Genomic DNA, 18839 nt, shown 5'->3' with positions numbered 1-18839 from the left:
CCGAAGGGTATCGCACCGCCATGCCCGTGATCCGCTTCATCACCCACCCTGAGGTCGTGATCGACCCGGGCGCCCCGGTCCCGGAGTGGCCGCTCTCGGCCGAGGGGTTGCGGCGCACCCGCCTGATGCTCGGGCAACCCTGGCTGGCCCAGACCCGCAGCCTGTTCACCAGCGCCGAGCGAAAGGCCCGCGACATGGCGGATCTCCTGGGCGCGCGCCTTGGCCTGACGCCTCGGATCCTGGAGAGCCTGGGCGAGAATGACCGTTCGGCCACCGGCTATCTTCCCAAGGCCGAGTTCGAGCAGGTGGCCGACGCCTTCTTCGCCGCCCCCGACCTCAGTGTCCGGGGATGGGAGCGCGCCCGCGATGCGCAGCGCCGCATCGTGGCGGCGGTGGAGCAGGTGATCGCGATGGCGGCGCCCGACGGGGACGTCGCCATCATCGCCCATGGCGGCGTGGGCGCGCTGCTTCTCTGCCATCTGAAGGGCGTCCCGATCAGCCGGGCGGAAGAACAGCCCGGCGGGGGCGGCGGCAACCTCTTCGCATTCGATACCGAGGGCCGCGCGCTGCGCCATGGCTGGCGTCCGATCGAAGCCTGAGGTCAGGCGTTACCGGAGAGGTAGTCCATCGCCGCGCGCACGCCGTCGGGCTTGTGCGGCACGCCCGCGATGCGCAGCCCCATCTCGATGCCGCTCAGCGTGCCCATCAGGTGCAACTCGCCGATATCGCCCAGATGACCGATGCGGAAGACGCGATCGTTCAACTGCCCCAGGCCATTGCCGAGCGACATGTTGAACCGCTCGCCGATCGTGGCGCGCAGAGCGTTCGCGCTGTGGCCTTCCGGCAGGCGCACCGCCGTCAGCACGGAGGAATAGTGCCGCGGTTCGGCGCACTGGATCTCCAGGCCCCAGGCGCGCACGGCGCGGCGCGTGGCCTCGGCCATGCGGTCATGCCGGGCGAACACATTGTCCAGCCCTTCCTCGAAGATCATGTCCAGCGCGGTGTCGAGCGCGTAGAGCATGTTGGTCGCCGGCGTATAGGGGAAATAGCCCGTGGCGTTGGAGGCGATCATCGGCGCCCAATCCCAGAAGCTGCGGGTGAGCTTGGCGTTCTTGCTGGCGGCGATGGCCTTGGCCGAGACCGCGTTGAAGGAGAGGCCGGGCGGCAGCATCAGCCCCTTCTGCGAGCCGGAGACGGTGACGTCCACGCCCCAGGCATCATGCTTGAACTCCATGGAGCCGAGGCCGCTGATCGTGTCCACCAGCAGCAGCGCCGGGTGGCCGGCGGCGTCAATCGCGGCGCGAACTTCGGCGATGCGGCTGGTGCATCCCGTGCTCGTCTCGTTGTGGACGACGCAGACGGCCTTGATCTCATGCCCCTTGTCCGCGCGCAGATAGGCCTCGATGGCGTCCGGCTCGGCCGCGCGGCGCCAATCGCCCTTCAGGAATTCCGGGCGGATGCCCAGGCGCTCGGCCATCTCGCGCCAGAGGCTGGCGAAGTGGCCCGTCTCGCACATCAGCACGCGGTCATTGGGGCTCAGCGTGTTGACCAGCGCCGCTTCCCAGGCGCCGGTGCCGGAGGCCGGGAAGATGATGACGTTGCTCTCGGTCTGGAAGATCTTCTTGACCTTGCCCAGCACCTGCTTGCCCATCACGCCGAAATCGGGGCCGCGATGGTCCATGGTCGGGTTGTCGAGGGCGCGCAGCACGCGGTCCGGCACGTTGGAGGGGCCGGGGATCTGCAGGAAATGGCGGCCGGGGGTGGTGCGGGTCTGGAAATAGGCCATGGGGTCCTCCTGGGTTGGCCCCTCATGCCCCGAACCGGCCCTGCCTGCCAATGAGTTCGGCTTGTGCGGGGCATGAGGATTATCCATCTGGCGCCGCGCCGAAGCGGGGCTAGAAAGGCGCCATGAACGCCATCGCACCCCAAATCGGAGATTCCCGCCTGGCCCGCAGGCTGCAGCGCGAGACGGAAGGGAGCGTGCTCTTCGCCCCCGCCGATCGCGGCCGCTATGCGACGGATGCCAGCATCTACCAGGTCGAGCCCATCGGCGTTCTGGTGCCCAAGACCACCGCCGATGTCGAAGCCGCCATGGCGATCTGCCGGGAGGAGGGGATTCCCGTCCTGCCGCGCGGCGGTGGCACCAGCCAATGCGGGCAGACGGTGAACCGCGCGCTGGTGCTGGACTGCACCAAGCATCTGCGCCGCGTGCTGAGCGTGGAGGGCGATACGGCCCGCGTGGAGCCCGGCATCACGCTGGGCGCGCTGAACGAGGCGTTGAAATCCACGAAGCAGTTTTTCCCGGTGGACCCCTCCACCTGGCAGCGCTGCACCATCGGCGGCATGGCCGGGAACAATTCCTGCGGCTCCAAATCCATCCGCTACGGGCTGATGGCGGACAATGTCCGCGCGATCGACGCGATCCTCGCCGATGGCTCCCGGCACGTGTTCGGCGAGAACGCGCCCAACACCGACCTCGTCGCCCGGCTGCACGCGCTGGGCGAGCGCGAGGCGGCCGAGATCGCGGAGAAATTCCCGGCGCAGCTTCGCCGTGTGGGCGGCTACAACCTCGATGCGCTGACGCCGGATGCGCGCATGAACGGGCGCGGCAATCTCGCGCGGCTGCTGGTGGGCAGCGAGGGCACGCTGGCCTTCTCGGCGGCGCTCGACCTCAAGCTCTGGCCCATCAAGCCGCGCAAGGTGGTGGGCATCTGCCAGTTCCCCACCTTCCGCCGCGCCATGGAGGCCTCCAAGCACCTCGTCTCCCTGGACCCCGAGGCGGTGGAGCTGGTGGACCGGACGATGATCGACCTCGGCCGCTCCATTCCGATCTATCGCGCCACCATCGACCAGATGGTGATCGGCGAGCCGGACAGCCTGCTCATCGTCGAATTCCATGGCGATGACGACGCGAAGCTGATGCGCCAATTGGCCTCGCTCGACGAGATGATGGGCGATCTGGGCCTGCCCGGGCAGGTGGTGCATGCGGTGGATGCCGGCTTCCAGGCCGCCATCGCCGAGGTGCGCGAGGCCGGGCTCAACATCATGATGAGCCAGAAGCAGGATGCGAAGCCGGTCTCCTTCATCGAGGATGCGGCCGTCTCTCTGGAGGACCTCGCCGACTACACCGAGCGCCTGACCGCCGTCTTCGACGAATATGGCGTGAAGGGCACCTGGTATGCCCATGCCAGCGTCGGCTGCCTGCATGTCCGCCCCGTGCTGAACATGAAGGAGGGCGGCGACGTCCGGAAGATGCGCGAGATCGCCGAGCGCTGCTTCGAACTCGTCCGCGAATACAAGGGCAGCCATTCGGGCGAGCATGGCGATGGCATCGTCCGCTCCGAATTCCATGAGAGCATGTTCGGCCCGCGCATTGTCCGCGCCTTCGAGGCGGTGAAGGACGAGTTCGACCCCAACGCGCTGCTCAACCCTGGCCGCGTCGTGCGCCCGCCGCGCATGGATGACCGCAGCCTCTTCCGCTACCCGCCCGACTACACGCCGCTGAGCGACGTGAAGCCCGTGCTCGACTGGTCCGCGCATCCGGGGCCCCAGGCCGGCCTGCTGGGCGCGGTCGAGATGTGCAACAACAACGGCACCTGCCGGAAGTTCGACGCCAACGTCATGTGCCCGAGCTATCGCGTGACGCGCGAGGAGCAGCACCTGACGCGCGGCCGCGCCAACACGCTGCGCTTGGCGCTGACCGGCCAGATCCCCGGCGGCATCGCGAGCGAGGAGGTGCAGGAGGCGATGTCGCTCTGCGTCTCCTGCAAGGGCTGCAAGCGCGAATGCCCGACGGGCGTGGACATGGCGCGCATGAAGATCGAGGTGCTGGCCGCACGCAACGCAAAAGAGGGCGTGCCGCTGAAGGACCGCCTGGTCGCCTGGCTGCCGCGCTACGCGCCCTGGGCCGCAAGCCTGCCCTGGCTCGCCAATCTCCGGAACCGCGTGCCGCTGCTGGCGAAGTTGATGGAGCGCGTGACGGGCATCGCGGCCGACCGCAAGCTTCCCGAATTCGCCGCCCCGCCCTTCCTCGACCGCGACGGTTGCCGCAAGGAGGGCGCGGCGCGCGAGGTGCTGCTCTTCGCCGACACCTTCAACCGCTATTTCGAGCCCGAGAACCTGCACGCCGCCGTGCGCGTGCTGAACGCCGCCGGCTATTCGGCGCAAGTGGCGAGTGCCGGCGGCCGCCCGCTCTGCTGCGGCCGCACCTACCTCGCGGCCGGAATGGTAGAGGAAGCGCGGGCCGAGGCGCGGCGCACGCTCGCGGTGCTGTCGCAATCCGACGCGCCGGTGATCGGCCTCGAACCCTCCTGCCTGATGACGCTGCGCGACGAGTTCCAGGCGCTGCTGCCAGGGCCGGAGACCGAGGCGCTGGCCAAGCGCGCCTTCCTCGTCACGGAGTTCCTGGAGAAGGAGGGCACGCTGCCCGCGCTCAAGCCCGGCGCGCCCGTGGCGCATATCCATGGCCATTGCCACCAGAAAGCCTTCGGCGCCTTCCCGGCGGCGGTGAAGGCGTTGCGCCGCGTTCCGGGCATGGAGGTGAAGCCCATCGCCTCCTCCTGCTGCGGCATGGCCGGCGCCTTCGGCTATGAGGCGAAGAACCTGGAGACATCCAAGGCCATGGCCGAACTCTCTTTGCTGCCCGCCGTGCGCGCCGCCCCGGCCAGCGACGTGATCGTGGCTGACGGCACCTCCTGCCGCCACCAGATCGCCGATCTCAGCGGGCGCGAGGCGCTGCACTCCATCCGCGTGCTGGACCGCTCGCTGTGAAGGAGATCCTGGACTTCTGGTTCGCGGATGGCCCGGACCAGTTCCGTCAGGCCTGGTTCAGGAAGGACGACGCCTTCGACGCCGAGATCGCTGCCCGCTTCGGCGCGCTGGTGGTTCCCGCGCGCGAGGGCGCGCTCGATGCCTGGGCCGAGACGCCGGAGGGTGCGCTGGCGCTCTTCCTCCTGCTCGACCAGTTCCCGCGCAACCTGTTCCGCGGCTCGCCCGAGGCCTTCGCGAGCGACCCGCATGCCGAGACGCTGGCCCGGCGCGTGGTGCTGGGGCGGCGCCTCGACCTCCTGCTCACGCCCACGCAGCGGGTCTTCCTCTATCTGCCGTTCGAGCACGCGGAGTCGCTGCCGGCGCAGGACCTCTCCGTCGCGCTTTTCGAGGGGCTGCGCGACTGGCCGGCACATGCGGCCCCTGGCGGCGTCATCGCCTATGCCTGGGCGCATCGCGCCGTCATCGCCCGCTTCGGCCGATTCCCGCACCGCAACGCCGTGCTGGGGCGCGAGAGCACCCCGGCCGAGCGCGCTTATCTGGCACAGCCCGGCGCGGGCTTCTGACCCGCCCGTTTGACCGCGCGGCCAGGGCGGTTTCAATGCGAACCATCAACGTCCAGGACAAGACCATGCAACTCGTCGGCCGCACGCTCTCCCCCTTCGTTCGCCGCGTCGCGGTGACGCTCTCGCTCTACGGCATGCCCTATGAGAGCCTGGCGCTCTCCACCGTGACGGATGGGGCCGCGATCAAGGGCTACAACCCGGTGGGCCGCGTGCCCTCGCTGATCCTGGATGACGGCGAGGTGCTGATCGATTCCAGCGCCATCATCGACCATCTGGACGAGCTGGCCGGCCCCGCCGCCCTTCTCCCCCGCGCAGGGGCCGAGCGCCGCCAGGTGATGCGCGTGCTGCAGATCGCGCTGGGCGCCACCGAGAAGGCCGTCGCCGCCTATTACGAGGGGCAGCGCCGGCCGGAGGGGCTGAGCTGGCCGGAAGGGCTGGCCAATCTCGAGGGCCAGTTCCTGGGCGGCTTCGCCGCGCTGGAGACCATGCTGACCGGGGAGTTCCTCTGCCTCGGCCGCCTCACCCAGGCCGATGTGACGGCGCTCTGCGGGCATGATTTCGCCGCGCGCGTCATGCCGGGGCTGATCACCGGCCGCTTCCCCCGCCTCTCGGCCCTCGCGGCCCGGCTGAATGCGGATCCGCGGATCGGTGGCACCGCCTTCAAGGGATGAGCCTGCCGGGCTGAATCGTCAGCCCGGTTAACAATTTCTTAGGCGGAATGACGGAAAGGTCACGGGACCGGGGGGTCCCGGCGTGCTGCACTGCACAAATTGGGTCTTGCACTCTGACCGAATCTGCATAGATACGTTTTCGTAATGGGAAGAACCGCAAGCACGGCTCCACAGACCACAGGGGGCTCGCATGCTTCGTCGTCACTTCATCACCGCCGCTCTGGCCGCGCCGGTGGTGCTTCGCACCCACGCCGCGCGGGCGACCGAGGCCGTGGACGTGGAACTCGTCCTGGCGGTGGATGTCTCCCGCTCCGTGGACAATGAAGAGCAGGAGATGCAGTTCAAGGGCTACGCCGCCGCCTTCCGCGACCGGCGCCTGGTCGAGGCGATGTCCCGCGGCCCGATCGGCTCCATCGCCTGCACCTTCTTCACCTGGTCCGACTGGAACATCCAGGAGATGCTCGTCCCCTGGATGAAGCTGGACGGCCCGCAGGCGGCCGAGCGCTTCGCCCAGGCGATCGACGCCGCCCCGCGACGCACGCATCTCTACACCTCCATCTCCGGCGCCATGGATTATGCCGCGCGCCTCTTCGGCCAGGGCTTCGAGGGCACGCGCCGCGTCGTGGACATCTCGGGCGACGGCATCAACAACTCTGGCCGCGAGGTCGGCGCCGCGCGCGAGGATGCGCTGAACCAGGGCATCGTGCTGAACGGCCTCGCTGTGCTCGACCGCACGCCGCCGCCGCCCGGCCTCGGCGCCATGCAGCCGCTCGATGAATACTACCGCGAGCGCGTGATCGGCGGCCCGGGCGCCTTCCTGATGGTGGCGGACGGCTTCGAGAGCTTCGAGCAGGCGGTGCGCCGCAAGATCATCCGCGAGGTGGCCGTGGCGCCGCCGCCGGGGCCGCTGGTGGAACGCGCGACGGTGTGATCAGCCGTCCAGGTGGCGGCGCGGCCGGTGCCGCGCCAGCAGCCCGTCCACCGGGCCCGCCACCAGCGCCAGGACCCAGAAGGCCGCGGCGACCAGAACGATGGTCGGTCCGCTCGGCACATCGAGGTGGTAGGAGGCCAGCAGCCCCACCAGCGTCGCCGCCACCGAGATCCCGACCGCCGCCAGCACCATGCCGCCCAGTTCCCGCGCCAGGTGCCGCGCGGCGATGGCGGGCAGCATCATCAGCCCGACCGCCATCAGGCTGCCCACCGCCTGCAGGGCCGCGACCAGGTTCAGCACCGCCAGAGCCAGCAGCCCCAGGTGCCAGACGCTGCCGCGCAGCCCCACCGCCTGGGCGAAGCTCGGGTCGAAGCATTCCAGGATGAGCGGCCGCCAGGCGATGGCGAGGAAGGCGAGGGTGGCCGTCGCGGCCCCCCCCATCAGCAGCAGCGCCGCATCATCCACGCCCAGCACCGAGCCGAAGAGCAGTTGTGTGAGCTCGACCGCCGAGCCGCGCCAGGAGATCAGCGTCACGCCGGCGGCCAGCGCCGTCAGGTAGAGCCCGGTCAACGCCGCATCCTCACGCCCGCCCGTCGCGCGCGCGAGCGCGCCCGCCCCCAGCGCGACGACGAGGCCAGCCAGCAGCCCGCCCAGCGCCAGCGCCGGCAGCCAGAGCCCCGCCAGTACGAAGCCGAGCGCGACGCCGGGCAGGATGCCATGCGCCAGCACATCGCCCGTCAGGCTCATCCGGCGGAGCATAAGGAAGACGCCGAGCGGCGGGGCCGAGAGGCTGATGGCCAGGCAGCCCACCAGGGCGCGGCGCAGGAAGCCGAATTCGGCGAAGGGCGCGATCAGCGCCTCATACAGCATGGGTCAGGCGGCTTCGCGCTCGCAGGGGGCCGCATCCTCGGCCCAGGCCTCGGACATCATCCGCGCGCGCAGCCGGTTCTCGGCCGAGAGCACCGTCTCGGTGGCGCCCACGGCCACCGCCTCGCGCGCCAGCAGCAGCGTCTCGGGGAATTCGCGGCGCACGAGGTCAAGGTCGTGCAGCACGGCCAGGATGGTCCGCCCCTCGCCATGCCAGCGGCGCATCACGCCCAGCAGGTCGGAGGCGGTGCGCGCATCCAGCGCATTGAAGGGCTCGTCGAGCAGGATCACCGGCGCGTCCTGCAGCAGCAGGCGCGCGAAGAGCACGCGCTGGAACTGCCCGGCCGAGAGCGAGCCGACCGGCCGCCGCGCGAAGCCATGCAGGCCCACCGCATCCAGTGCCGCCTCGACCCGCTCGGGCCGCGGCGTGGCGCGGAAGGCGCCGCTCTCGCCCCAGAGGCCGAAGAGCACGGCGTCCCGGCAGGTCAGCGGGAAGGCGCGGTCCAGCATGGCCTGCTGCGGCAGCAGCGCGACCTGGCCCGGGGTGAAGCCGGCGATGCGCCCCTCGGCCGGCTTGTGCAGCCCGGCGATGGCGCGCAGCAGGCTCGACTTGCCGGCACCATTGGGGCCGACCACGGCCATGAGGCCGCCCGGCTTGAGCGCGAAGCTGACATGGTGCACGGCCGGGTGCCGGCCATGCGTGACGGTCAGGTTCTCGATCGTGAGGAAGGGGCGCGTCATGTCGAGAGTGCCCAGGCGATGGCGAGCCACATCAGCACGACGATGCCCGCCGCCCAGCCAAGGCGCAGCCGGGCCGAAGCCGCGAGGTCGAGGGGATGGGTCCAGCCGGCCATGATGTTATGCCATAACATGGCGGGTGCGCCGCGCCAAGCAAGGCGGCTCCCCGGGCTTGGAGATTCCCCTTGGTGATTCCCCTGGGCGCCATCCACCCCTATGAACGCCCCATGGCCAACCCCGATGACGACCTGCGCCGCGCCCTCGCGCGGCATCGCGCCTTCGCCACCTTCCTGCTGGTCTTCATGTGCGGGCTGGTCTGGCTCGCCTACCAGCTGCCGCCGAGCTTCGGAGCGGACCTGCTGGCCGCCTCGGCCAAGGCCGGCGTGGTGGGCGGCCTCGCCGACTGGTTCGCGGTGACGGCGTTGTTCCGCCGCCCGCTCGGCCTGCCCATCCCCCACACCGCCATCATCCCCCGCCAGAAGGAGCGCCTGGGCCAGGGGCTGGGGCGCTTCGTCGCCAACCACGTCTTCACCGAGGCGGAGGTGAAGCGCGTCATCGCCCGCCTCGACGTGGCGGGCATCCTGGCGGGCTTCCTGGCCGATCGCGAGGCCTCGCGCCCCGCCGCCCAGGCGCTGGCCGCCGCCCTGCCGCGCCTGCTGGTGACGCTGGAGGATGGCCGCGCGCGGCGCCTCATGTCCCGCCTGCTGCCGCGCGTGGCGGGCGGGCCGGGTGCGGCGCCCGTCGTCGCCCGCGCGCTCCGCAGCCTGATCGCGGGCGGGCAGCACCAGGCGGTGTTCGACCTGGCCCTCGCCCAGCTCAAGACCATCCTCCTCGCCAAGCAGGAGGAGCTGCGCGAGGCCATCAAGCGCCGCGTGCGCGAGACGGGCGGCGCCGTCGTCGGCTGGGCCGCCGGCGCCTATGTGGCGGATCGCGTGCTGGCCGTGCTGAACGCCGAGCTCGACAAGCAGGAGCCGGGCGACAGCGAGCTGCGCCAGGCCTTCGAGGCCTGGATTGACGCCGAGATCACACGCCTCGAGACCGAGCCCGAGCGCGCCGCGGCGCTCGGGGCCGCGATCCGCCGCGCGCTCTCGCACCCCACCGTCACCGACTGGCTGGGCGATGCCTGGTCCCGCCTGCGCGGCGCGCTGGCGGCCGATGCGGTGAACCCCAATGGCCGCACCGTCGCCATCCTCGAGGGCGCGCTCGCCAATGCCGGCCAGTTCCTGGCCGAGGACACTGCCGCGCGCAACAAGCTGAACGGCGCGGTGGAGCGCACGCTGGCCACGCTGCTGCCCTCGGCCCAGCAGCGCCTGTCCGACTTCATCGCAGGCGTGGTGAAGGGCTGGGACACCGCGCAGGTGACCGAGAAGATCGAGCTGCGCGTGGGGCGGGACCTGCAATTCGTGCGCATCAACGGCACGCTGGTGGGGGCTCTGGCCGGGGGTGGGCTTTACCTGCTGATCTACTGGCTCACGGGGGGAAGGGTGATCCATTGACCATGCAGCCGCTGCGTTCCTTCGACGAGCTCTCGCTGGGCCAGCGCTTCGCCTTCGGGCAATTCGCGCTGACCGAGGCCGAGATCATCGCCTATGCCGAGAAATTCGACCCGCAGCCCTTCCACACCGACCCCGTGGCGGCGAAATCCGCCCCCCTCTTCGGCGGGCTGGTGGCGAGCGGCCTGCACACCATGGGCGCCTGCTTCGGCCTGATCCTCGGCAGCGGGATCTTCCGCGAGGTGAGCCTCGGCGGCAGCGAGATCACGACGAAATGGCCGGCCCCGCTGCGCCCCGGCGAGGCGGTGGCGGTGGAGAGCATCGTGGCGAGCCTGAAACCCTCGCGCTCGCGCCCCGAGCTCGGCGTCGCGGTGTTCCGCCACATCGGCACGCGCATCGCGGATGACATGATGGTCATCGAGATGACGGCTACGCATTTCTTCAAGCGCTGAAAGCCGGTTACGGAACGTCGCCTTGCCGGAATGGGAAGGACGCGCCCGTTGTTCGCGCCGATGCGGCATGCTTTGCTGCGGCTGCACTGGATCATGCGGCGCCGGACCAGGCCGCATGCGACAGCCGCATGCAACATGACCGCCGGGGCCGGAACCATCCCGCCCGACACAACGGAGAAGAACATGAAACGCCGCAGCCTCCTCGCCCTCCCCCTGGGCCTCCCGCTGCTCTCGGCCTGTGCCTCGGTGGATGCCGAGCAGACGACCATCCTGCGCGGCGTGATCGAGACGGTGGACGCCACCTCGCGCGAGGTGCTGGTCCGTGGCTCGGCCGGCGCGCAGTCCGGCGCCCTGCTGACCATGATCGCCGGCCGTGGCGTCACGCGCTTCAACCAGCTCCGCCCCGGCGACAACGTGACGGTGGTGTATTTCCAGGCCCTCGTCGCCCGCGCCGCCCGCCCGCTCTCGAGCGCGCCCCCGGCCACCGCGACGCTGACCGCCGAGCGCGACGCCGCCCGCCCGGGCGGCGAGGTGACGCGCGTGCGCAGCGGCCGCGTGACCATCACCGCCGTGGACACCGCGACCAGCACGGTCAGCTTCACGGGCCCGGGCGGCCTCAACCGCACCGTGACCGCCACCAACCCCGACATCCGCCGCTTCATCAGCCAGCTGCGCGTGGGCGAGCAGGTGGACATGACCTACGAAGAGGCACTGGCCATCGAAATCACCCCGATGCGGTGATGGCCTTCCAGGCCGCCGGGGCATTGACGCCCCGGCGCTCTGGCCATGAAGTGTGGGGATGCCTCGCATCCTCACGCTCGCCGGCGCACAGACCGGCCCCATCCAGCGCGCCGACACCCGCGCTCACACGCTCGACCGCCTGATCGCGCTGCTGGAATCAGCCGCGAAGCAAGGCGCCCAGCTCGTCGTCTTCCCCGAGCTGCCGCTCACCACCTTCTTCCCGCGCTGGTTCATCGAGAACACGCAGGAGCTCGACACCTATTTCGAGCGGGAGATGCCCAACCCCAATTGCCAGCGCCTCTTCGACCGGGCGCGCGAGCTGCGCGTCGGCTTCCATCTGGGCTATGCCGAGCTGACGCCGGAGGGCCAGCGCTTCAACTCCGCCATCACGGTCGGCCCCGATGGGCAGATCCTCGGCAAGTATCGCAAGGTCCATCTGCCGGGCTCGGTCGAGCCCCGCGCCGGCGCGCGGTTCCAGCAGCTCGAGAAGCGCTATTTCGAATATGGCGACCTGGGCTTCCCTGCCTTCCGCGGACCGACAGAGTGGCACCGCGCCATCATGGGCATGCTGATCTGCAATGACCGCCGCTGGCCCGAGGGCTGGCGCTGCTACGGGCTGCAGGGGGTGGAGGTGATGGTGATGGGCTACAACTCCGCCGCCTATGACCCGAACGGGGGCGACGGCGAGAGTGCGGAGCTTCGCACCCACCACTCCACCATGGCGGTGCAGGCCAATGCCTACATGAACGCGACCTGGGCGGTCGCGGTCGCCAAGGCGGGCAACGAGGATGGCTCGGGCCTGATCGGCGGCTCCTGCATCGTCAGCCCGAACGGCATCGTCGTGGCCCAGGCCAAGACGCTGAGCGACGAGGTGATCCTGGCCGAGGCCGATCTCGACGATTGCCTGCAGGGCAAGGAGAAGATGTTCAACTTCGCGCAGCACCGGCGGCCGCAGCACTACCGGCGCATCGTGGAGCAGGTGGGGGCGGAACCGCCGGCGTAGTTTTGCCCTCAAGCGCCGGGCGGCGGCTCCGCCGCCTTGGCTTCGCCGCGCCACGGGTGCGCCGGCCGCGTTGCGGCCGGATGCTTCGTCACGCGTCCGCGCGGGCCGGGCCGGGCGCTACTCCGTCAGGAGCACCGGCTCGGGCAGTGTCGCCCATTCCTCGTCCCGCGCCTTCTCGCCCGTGCTCCACATGAGGATGGCGAAGCGGCCCGGCCGGTCCAGCACGCGCAGCGGGTGGTGCCAGCTGCCCAGGTGGTAGTTCACCGCCTGGTCTCCGCGCGCGAGGAAGCCGCGCAGCCCCGCCATGTCCGGCGCGCCGTCCCGGTCGGGCGCCACCATCACCACCCAGCGCGCCACATCCATCGGCACGAAGCACTGGCTTGAGCGGTTGTGCCGCTCCATCTGCGTGGCCAGCAGCGGCAGCGCCACCGGCTCCGCATGGTTGAAGGCGAGGCCCGGCAGCAGGGCGCCATCGCGCGCGACGAGGCTCTCGCCCAGCGCGGGCCGGGCGCCCAGCGGCGGCGGGTCCATCACGTCGCCGAAGGGGCGGAAGGCCTCGGCCGTCAACGGCTGCAGGCGGATGGTGCGCGGCATCAGCGCGGGCCTTCCGCGTAAAGCCCGGTCAGCCCCGGCTCATAGCCGGTCAGCGCGCGGGTGCGATGCGGTCGCCGTGTGGGGGCGAGGCCGGCGAGGGCCGCGGCCAGCCGCACGCCGGCCGCCGTGCCGTCCACCAGCGGCACCGGTACATCCGCCGCCAACTCGGGCGCGAGGCCGGCCAGCGGCCCGCCGGCCAGGATCACCACCTCCGCGCCGTCCTGCTCGATGCTGGCGCGGCAGAGATCGAGGATCATGTCGCGCCGCTCCTCCGCCACGCGCCCCGGATCGCCCGAGAAGGCCGGGCCCATGCGGAAGCCGGCGCAGCGATGGGCGAGGCCCGCATGCTCCAGGCAATCCACGAACATGGGCTTCAGCGCCGCCGTGAAGCTGACGACGCCGAAGCGCCGGCCGAGCATGCAGGCCGCGTGGAAGGCCGCCTCGCTGATCCCCACCACCGGCACGTCGAACAATTCGCGCGCCGCATCCACGCCGGGGTCACCGAAGCAGGCCACCACGGCCGCATCGAACTGGCCCCGTCGCGCGGCCAGGGCCGCCACCGTGGCCGGCCCCGCGACCGACCAGTCGGCGCGTGTGACGATCAGCGGCAGGCCGAAGGGCGCGCTCACCGCCTCCACGCTGCAACCGGCCGGCAGGGCGGCCTCGGCCGCGCGGGCGATGCGGGCGGTCACGGAATCCGTCGTGTTGCTGTTCACGACGAGGATGCGGCAGGGCGCAGCGCTGTGCATGGGGCGGGTCCTGATGGAGTGGTGGCCGAGGGGCCGCGAATGGGCTTATCCTAGCCCCTGATGGCTCCCGACACCCAGGCCCCCGGCATGACCCAACCCGTGAGCGATCCGCCCGCGCCGCGCGCGCAGGGGCGCGTCAGGCTGCTCGGCCGGATCGGCACGCGCGCCGCGATGATCCTGGCGCTCATGTTCTCGGTGCTGGCCTTCCTTGCCGCCAACTCGCTCTTCATGCTGACGCGTCAGGGCGCGATCATCGAGCAGATGGGCGTGCGCGACCGCGCCGCGATCGAGGCGGTGGACGATTTCTCGAACGACGTGGCCGATTTCGCCCAGGCCTTCGCCGCCGTGCTCGCCGGTGTGCTGCCGCCCACCGTGACCGCGCCGCGCATGGTCCGCAACGCCGCCGGCATCAGCGAGAGCTTCAACCAGCTCTATGGCCTGGTGGGCGCGCGGGTGGACGCCGTGGTGGCCGCCGCCGCGCAGGACATGGCCGCCCGCCTGCCCGACCTTGGCGAGCGCGTGCGCGACGCCTTCGCCCGCCGCGCGCGGGACCAGTACGCGCCCCTCCAGGAGGAGTGGCTGGACATGGTGGTGGCCTTCAACAACCTCGCCAGCCGCGCGCGCGCCATCACCAAGGCGGATGCGGATGCGAACCTCGCCACCGCCCGGGCGCTGCAGGAGGAAGGGCGTAAATACACCTATATTGCGGCAGGGATCGGCCTGCTCGGCCTCGGCTTCGTCTGGTTCGTGCTGGTGTTGCTCACGGCCCGCCCGCTCTCGCGCCTCGCCGTCTCGATGCAGCGGCTTGCGCGGGGTGATGCCGAGGTCGAGATCCCGGGCGCCGGCCGCGCCGACCAGGTGGGCGAGATGGCGCGCGCCGTTGAGGTGTTCAAGACGAACCTCGCCAACTCCAACCGGCTGATGGAGCAGGCGCTGGAAGGCGCGCGCCGCACCGCCGTCGTCACCAACCAGGCGAGCCAGGCGATCGGCCAGGTGAGCGAGGGTGCGATGACCCAGCTGGCCGAGCTGCGCCAGGTCTCGGATGCACTGTCCCACACCGCCGATGCGGTGGCCGATGTGGGCCGCAGCACCCAGCAGGCGCGCGACACGGCGAGCCGCGCGCAGAGCCTGCTGGGCGAAAGCCTGGAGAAGGTGCGCCAGCTCATCGAGACGGTGGATGCGGTGGGCGACGACACGGAGCGCGTCACGCGCATCGCCGGCACCATCGCGAAGATCGCGACGCAGACCAACATCCTCGCCATCAACGCGGCCATCGAAGCGGCGCGCGCGGGCGAGCACGGGCGCGGCCTCGCCGTCGTCGCCGAGGAGGTGCGGGCGCTGGCCGCCAACACCGAGGCGCTGGCGCAGGAGATCGCCGATGTCGTGCTTGCCGCCGGCCGTCGCACGCGCGAGGGGGCGGGCACCGCCGCCGCCGTGGGCGTGGCGATGGACGGCTTCGAGCAACTGACCGGCGAGAGCGCCCGCCTCGCCGCCGCCATTGCCGTCGCGATGGAGGAGCAGCAGACCACGGTCGCCTCGCTCGATGAGCGCGTCGCGACCCTCACCCGCATCGGCCAGTCCAACGCCACGGCCGCCGAGGAAATCACCGTGACCATGATCGATCTCTCCCGCCTCGCGGCGGAATCGCGGCGCGCGGTGGAAAGCATGGCGGTGCGCCCCGAATGAGCGCCGCGATCCCGGTGGTGCCCCAGATCCTTGTTGTGGACGACAGCAGCTTCAACCGCCTGCTGCTCAAGCGCCGCCTTGCCGAGCTCGGCTATCCCGAGCCCGCCATGGCGACCAATGGCGTGGAGGCGCTGGCCGCCATCGCGGCCCAGCCCTTCGATGTCGTCCTGCTCGACCTCGAGATGCCCGAGCTGGACGGCATCGGCGTGCTGGAGCGGCTGCACGGGCAGGGCAATGCACCGCCGGTCATCGTCATCTCGGCGCAGACCGAGATGTCGGGCGTGATCCGCTGCATCGAACTGGGCGCCGAGGACTACCTGCCCAAATCCTTCGACCCGCCGCTGCTGCGCGCCCGCCTGCAGGCCGTGCTGGAGAAGAAGCGCCTGCGCGACCTGGCGGCCGAGCGGCTGCAGGCGCTGGAGGCGGAGCTGGAAAGCGCGCGGCGCGCGCAGCTCTCCCTCGTGCCCGGCGATTTCGCCGCCATCTCGCGCGGGCGCGTCACCGTCGCGGCCCATATGGAGCCGGCGCGCGAGGTGGGGGGCGATCTCTACGACATGCAATGGATCGGCCCGCGGCATCTGATGTTCGTGGTGGCCGATGTGGCGGGCAAGGGCGCCTCGGCCGGGCTGACCATGGCGCGCAGCCTCGGCCTGATCCGCGCGGGCGTGCAGATGGCCGCATCGCGCGGCGAAATCCCCGACCCCGCGGACCTCATGGCGCTCGCCAATGGCGACCTCGCCGCCAACAATCCGGAGATGACCTTCGTGACCGCCGCACTCGCCATCCTCGACGCCGAGACGGGCGAGGGGCGGATCTGCGTCGCGGGGCATGAGCCCGCGCTGCGGCTCTCGGCGGCGGGTGTCACGGTGATGGACGGCTTCAAGATCCAGCCGCCGCTCGGCATCATGGAGGACCTGCCCTATGCCAGCGCGCCCTTCGCGCTGGCGCCGGGCGAGGCCATGCTGCTGCTGAGCGACGGCGTGACCGAGGCACATGACCCCGACAAGGCGCTCTTCGGCAAGGAGCGCGTGCTGGCCGCACTGGGCCGCGAGGCCGATCCCGCCGCTGCCATCAAGGCGCTGCTGCGCGAGGTGGCAGGCTTCGTGCGCGGCGCGCCGCCGGCCGATGACGTGACGGTGCTGGCCGTGCGCTACGCCGGCTGAACGGCCGCCTGGGCGCTGTCCAGGCTGTCGGGCTCCAGCAGCAGCACCGGCTCGCCATTGCCAAGCACGCCGACGCCGCCCACGCCCGGTGTTCCGGCCAGCGCCGGGTGCAGCGGCTTCAGCAGAAGATCGGTGCGGCGCCCCACCCGCTCCACGGCCAGCGCCAGCAGCCCCGCCGGCCGGCGCACGAGCACGATGGCGCTGCTCTCGGCGGGCGGCAGGTGCAGCACCGCCTCCAGCGTCGTGATCGCCTGGCCGGGGGCAAGCTGCTCCGGCCGGATCACGGATTCCACGCGCCCGGCCGGCAGCGCATAGGGCTGGCCGCCCGCTTCCACCAGCAGCACGGGCTGCATCGCCGCCGTCAGCGGCAGGTCGAGCACGAAGCGCGTGCCCTGGCCCGGCCTGCTCTCCACGCGCACCGAGCCGCCCGCCCGCCGCGCCGCATCCTGCACCACGTCGAGCCCGACGCCGCGGCCCGAGGTCTCGCTGATCGCCTCGCGCGTCGAGAAGCCGGGCAGGAAGAGCAGGGCATGGATCTCCTCCTGGCTCATCCGTGCCGCCGCCTCGGCCGTGATCAGTCCGCGGGCCAGCGCCCGGGAGAGCACCGCTTTCTCGTCAATGCCGCGCCCGTCATCGGAGAAGCTGAGCACGAGCCGCCCGGGCAGGCGCTCCGCCACCAGCAGCAGCCGCGCGGTGGCGGGCTTGCCAAGGGCGATGCGCTCCTCCGCCGTCTCGATGCCGTGGTCCACGGCGTTGCGGACCAGGTGCAGCAGCGGGTCGGCCAGCAGGTCGGAGAGGGAGCGGTCCATCTGGACCTCCTCGCCCACCACTTCGAGCGCGACCTGCTTGTTCTGCGCCTCCGCCGTCGCGCGCAACACGCGGGGCAGGCGCATGGCCAGCGTTGCGAAGGGCGTCACGCGCAGTTCCAGCACCGCCTCGTCGAGCTGGCCGAGCGCGATGGACAGCCGGCCCTGGGCCCGCTCGGCCGCCCCCGTGGCGGCGCGCAGCCGTTCCAGCGCGCCGGCGAGGCGGGCCGCGGTGGCCGGTGGCAGGGCGGATTGCAGCGCCGCCAGCTCCTCGAAGGCGGCGCGCGCCTGCGGCGCCGCGATCGCCTCGCCGAGCGAGAGGGCGGCGGCGCGCAGCTCGGCCTCCAGCGCGATCACCGCATCAATCCGGTCCTGCCGGACGCGCATGGTGGGCGCGGGCGGCGGCGCGTCCGCGGCCGCGAGGTCGGTCAGCGCACCGCCATCCGGGTCGGCCTCGGCGCGCAGCGCGGCCAGTTCCCCGGGCGGCAGGTCGCTCGCCAGGAAGATGTCCAGCGCCTCGGGCGGGCCGGCGCTGCCCAGCACCTCCCCCACGCGGGAGAGGAAGGGCTCGGCGATGGCCTCGGCGGTCGGGAGCGGCCCGAGGCGCAGGCGCCAGATGCGGCGGCCGGCGGCCATGGCGGCGGCGGCGCGGGCATGGGCCGAGGGCGGCAGGGCGGCGGCGAGACTCGGCGTGAGCGGCGGCGGCGCGGGGCGCAGCGTCTCGGCCAGCGGTGCGAGGCGGGGGCCGTCGAGCAGCGTGGCGAAGGCGGCGCGGGATTCCGCGAGGCGCTGCGCCGGCGCCTCGCCCGGCCGCGCGGCCAGGTCCTGGATCTGTCGCGCCAGCAGCTCCGCCTGTTCGTCGCCCAGCGCATCGGCGGCAGCGGCGAGCCGCCCGGCGGCCTCGGCAAGCGCCTGGCGCGGGCCGGCCAGCGCCAGGCGCGTCGCCATGGCCTGGGCGCGCAGATCGCCCGCCAGGCAGGGCGGCGTTTCGCCGGGCTGCAGCAGCATCAGCGCTCGGCGCAACCGGCCCAGCGCGGCCAGGCGGTCCTCGGCTTCCGGCACGGCTTCCAGCAGCCCGGCAAGGCGCGGCAGGCCCCCCTCCCGCGCCAGGGCGGCGAGGCGGGTGGCGCGCCCCGGCTCGGCCAGCAGGCGCGGCCATTCATCGGCGAGGCGGGAGGCGAGGGTCGCGCGCAGCGGGTCCTCGCCCATGGCGGCGGTGGTGGCGGCCGGGCCCGCGGCCGGCTCGGGCCGGCCCTCGGCCAGCGCGCCGAGGCGCGCCAGCAATTCGGGCGGGGGCGGCTGGTCCTGCCTGCGTTCCAGCAGCGCCACGCGCTGGCCGCGCAGCGCATCCACTGCGGCCAGCAGCGCGGCCCGCACCGGCGGGTTGAGCGCGAGCCGCCCGGCGCGGGCCAGGCCCAGCACATCCTCCGCCTTGTGCGCCAGCGTGCCGATGCCATGCGCGCCGATCGCGGAGGACATGCCCTTCAGGCTGTGCATGGCGCGGAACAGCACATCCACCGCGCCGTCCCCGGCCAGGCCGCTTTCCAGCGCATCCAGGTGCTCGGCCGTCTCGGCCGCGAATTCCTGCCAGAGGGGATCGTCGGCTTCCATG

At 71.8% G+C, this 18839-nt stretch carries 17 protein-coding genes; 11 read left to right on the top strand and 6 right to left on the bottom strand.

Going from position 1 to position 18839, the window contains the following annotated elements:
* Positions 1-20 precede the first annotated feature (20 nt).
* On the top strand, positions 21-599 hold the full coding sequence (locus R9Z33_RS20110) for a histidine phosphatase family protein (RefSeq protein ID WP_318648347.1): 579 nt from the start codon (positions 21-23) through the stop codon (positions 597-599).
* Between the two features lie 2 nt (positions 600-601).
* Here R9Z33_RS20110 and R9Z33_RS20105 read toward each other — a convergent pair whose 3' ends face one another.
* The gene (locus tag R9Z33_RS20105; RefSeq protein ID WP_318648346.1) at positions 602-1786 is read right to left on the bottom strand and encodes a pyridoxal-phosphate-dependent aminotransferase family protein; all 1185 of its coding nucleotides are present in this window, start codon (positions 1784-1786) and stop codon (positions 602-604) included.
* A 122-nt stretch (positions 1787-1908) separates the two neighbouring features.
* Between R9Z33_RS20105 and R9Z33_RS20100 the strand changes: the two genes are divergently transcribed.
* From R9Z33_RS20100 to R9Z33_RS20085, 4 genes are all read left to right on the top strand, one after another.
* Complete coding sequence (locus R9Z33_RS20100) at positions 1909-4770, top strand: FAD-binding and (Fe-S)-binding domain-containing protein (RefSeq protein ID WP_318648345.1); 2862 nt, start codon at positions 1909-1911, stop codon at positions 4768-4770.
* Positions 4767-5333 carry a DUF924 family protein gene (locus tag R9Z33_RS20095; protein WP_318648344.1) on the top strand — a complete coding sequence of 189 codons (567 nt, stop codon included), beginning with the start codon at positions 4767-4769 and terminating at the stop codon, positions 5331-5333. The genes R9Z33_RS20100 and R9Z33_RS20095 overlap by 4 nt, the downstream gene beginning before the upstream one ends.
* A 35-nt stretch (positions 5334-5368) precedes the next feature.
* Positions 5369-6004 (top strand): glutathione S-transferase family protein, encoded by a 636-nt coding sequence (locus R9Z33_RS20090; protein WP_318648343.1) that lies wholly within the window; start codon positions 5369-5371, stop codon positions 6002-6004.
* Positions 6005-6194: 190 nt separating this feature from the next.
* A complete protein-coding gene (locus R9Z33_RS20085; RefSeq protein ID WP_318648342.1) occupies positions 6195-6935 on the top strand; it encodes a DUF1194 domain-containing protein in 741 nt (246 codons plus the stop codon).
* On the opposite strand, the gene R9Z33_RS20080 is transcribed toward R9Z33_RS20085, so the two are convergent.
* Positions 6936-7805, bottom strand: coding sequence for a metal ABC transporter permease (locus R9Z33_RS20080; RefSeq protein ID WP_318648341.1), 870 nt, complete (start codon positions 7803-7805; stop codon positions 6936-6938). It abuts the gene before it with no gap.
* A 3-nt stretch (positions 7806-7808) separates the two neighbouring features.
* Positions 7809-8543: a metal ABC transporter ATP-binding protein gene (locus R9Z33_RS20075; protein WP_318648340.1), complete on the bottom strand. Its 735-nt coding sequence runs from the start codon at positions 8541-8543 to the stop codon at positions 7809-7811.
* Positions 8544-8728: 185 nt separating this feature from the next.
* On the opposite strand from R9Z33_RS20075, the gene R9Z33_RS20070 reads away from it, so the two are divergent.
* The 4 genes from R9Z33_RS20070 to R9Z33_RS20055 all read left to right on the top strand — a co-directional run bounded on the left by R9Z33_RS20070 (position 8729) and on the right by R9Z33_RS20055 (position 12229).
* Complete coding sequence (locus R9Z33_RS20070) at positions 8729-10036, top strand: DUF445 domain-containing protein (RefSeq protein WP_318651679.1); 1308 nt, start codon at positions 8729-8731, stop codon at positions 10034-10036.
* Between the two features lie 2 nt (positions 10037-10038).
* Complete coding sequence (locus R9Z33_RS20065) at positions 10039-10485, top strand: MaoC/PaaZ C-terminal domain-containing protein (protein ID WP_318648339.1); 447 nt, start codon at positions 10039-10041, stop codon at positions 10483-10485.
* 183 nt (positions 10486-10668) lie between these two features.
* Positions 10669-11226, top strand: coding sequence for a hypothetical protein (locus R9Z33_RS20060; protein ID WP_318648338.1), 558 nt, complete (start codon positions 10669-10671; stop codon positions 11224-11226).
* Positions 11227-11284: 58 nt separating this feature from the next.
* A complete protein-coding gene (locus tag R9Z33_RS20055) occupies positions 11285-12229 on the top strand; it encodes an N-carbamoyl-D-amino-acid hydrolase (RefSeq protein ID WP_318648337.1) in 945 nt (314 codons plus the stop codon).
* Between the two features lie 117 nt (positions 12230-12346).
* On the opposite strand, the gene R9Z33_RS20050 is transcribed toward R9Z33_RS20055, so the two are convergent.
* The gene (locus tag R9Z33_RS20050) at positions 12347-12823 is read right to left on the bottom strand and encodes an ureidoglycolate lyase (protein ID WP_318648336.1); all 477 of its coding nucleotides are present in this window, start codon (positions 12821-12823) and stop codon (positions 12347-12349) included.
* A complete protein-coding gene (locus tag R9Z33_RS20045; protein WP_318648335.1) occupies positions 12823-13572 on the bottom strand; it encodes an aspartate/glutamate racemase family protein in 750 nt (249 codons plus the stop codon). Before R9Z33_RS20045 ends, R9Z33_RS20050 begins: the two co-directional genes overlap by 1 nt.
* Positions 13573-13671: 99 nt before the next feature.
* On the opposite strand from R9Z33_RS20045, the gene R9Z33_RS20040 reads away from it, so the two are divergent.
* Together R9Z33_RS20040 and R9Z33_RS20035 are read left to right on the top strand one after the other, a co-directional pair.
* Positions 13672-15258, top strand: a complete 1587-nt coding sequence (locus tag R9Z33_RS20040; RefSeq protein WP_318648333.1) for a methyl-accepting chemotaxis protein — start codon at positions 13672-13674, stop codon at positions 15256-15258.
* On the top strand, positions 15255-16421 hold the full coding sequence (locus R9Z33_RS20035) for a PP2C family protein-serine/threonine phosphatase (protein WP_318648332.1): 1167 nt from the start codon (positions 15255-15257) through the stop codon (positions 16419-16421). Before R9Z33_RS20040 ends, R9Z33_RS20035 begins: the two co-directional genes overlap by 4 nt.
* Here the strand turns inward: R9Z33_RS20035 and R9Z33_RS20030 are convergent.
* Positions 16409-18838 (bottom strand): chemotaxis protein CheA, encoded by a 2430-nt coding sequence (locus R9Z33_RS20030; RefSeq protein ID WP_318648331.1) that lies wholly within the window; start codon positions 18836-18838, stop codon positions 16409-16411. The two genes, R9Z33_RS20035 and R9Z33_RS20030, sit on opposite strands and share 13 nt — an antisense overlap.
* Position 18839: the final 1 nt, after the last annotated feature.

Origin of the sequence: Sediminicoccus rosea (genome assembly GCF_033547095.1) — a bacterium.
In the GTDB taxonomy this organism is placed as follows: domain Bacteria; phylum Pseudomonadota; class Alphaproteobacteria; order Acetobacterales; family Acetobacteraceae; genus Roseococcus; species Roseococcus rosea.
The sequence above is the reverse complement of the archived record's forward strand: the minus strand, read 5'-3'. Positions and strand labels throughout refer to the sequence as shown.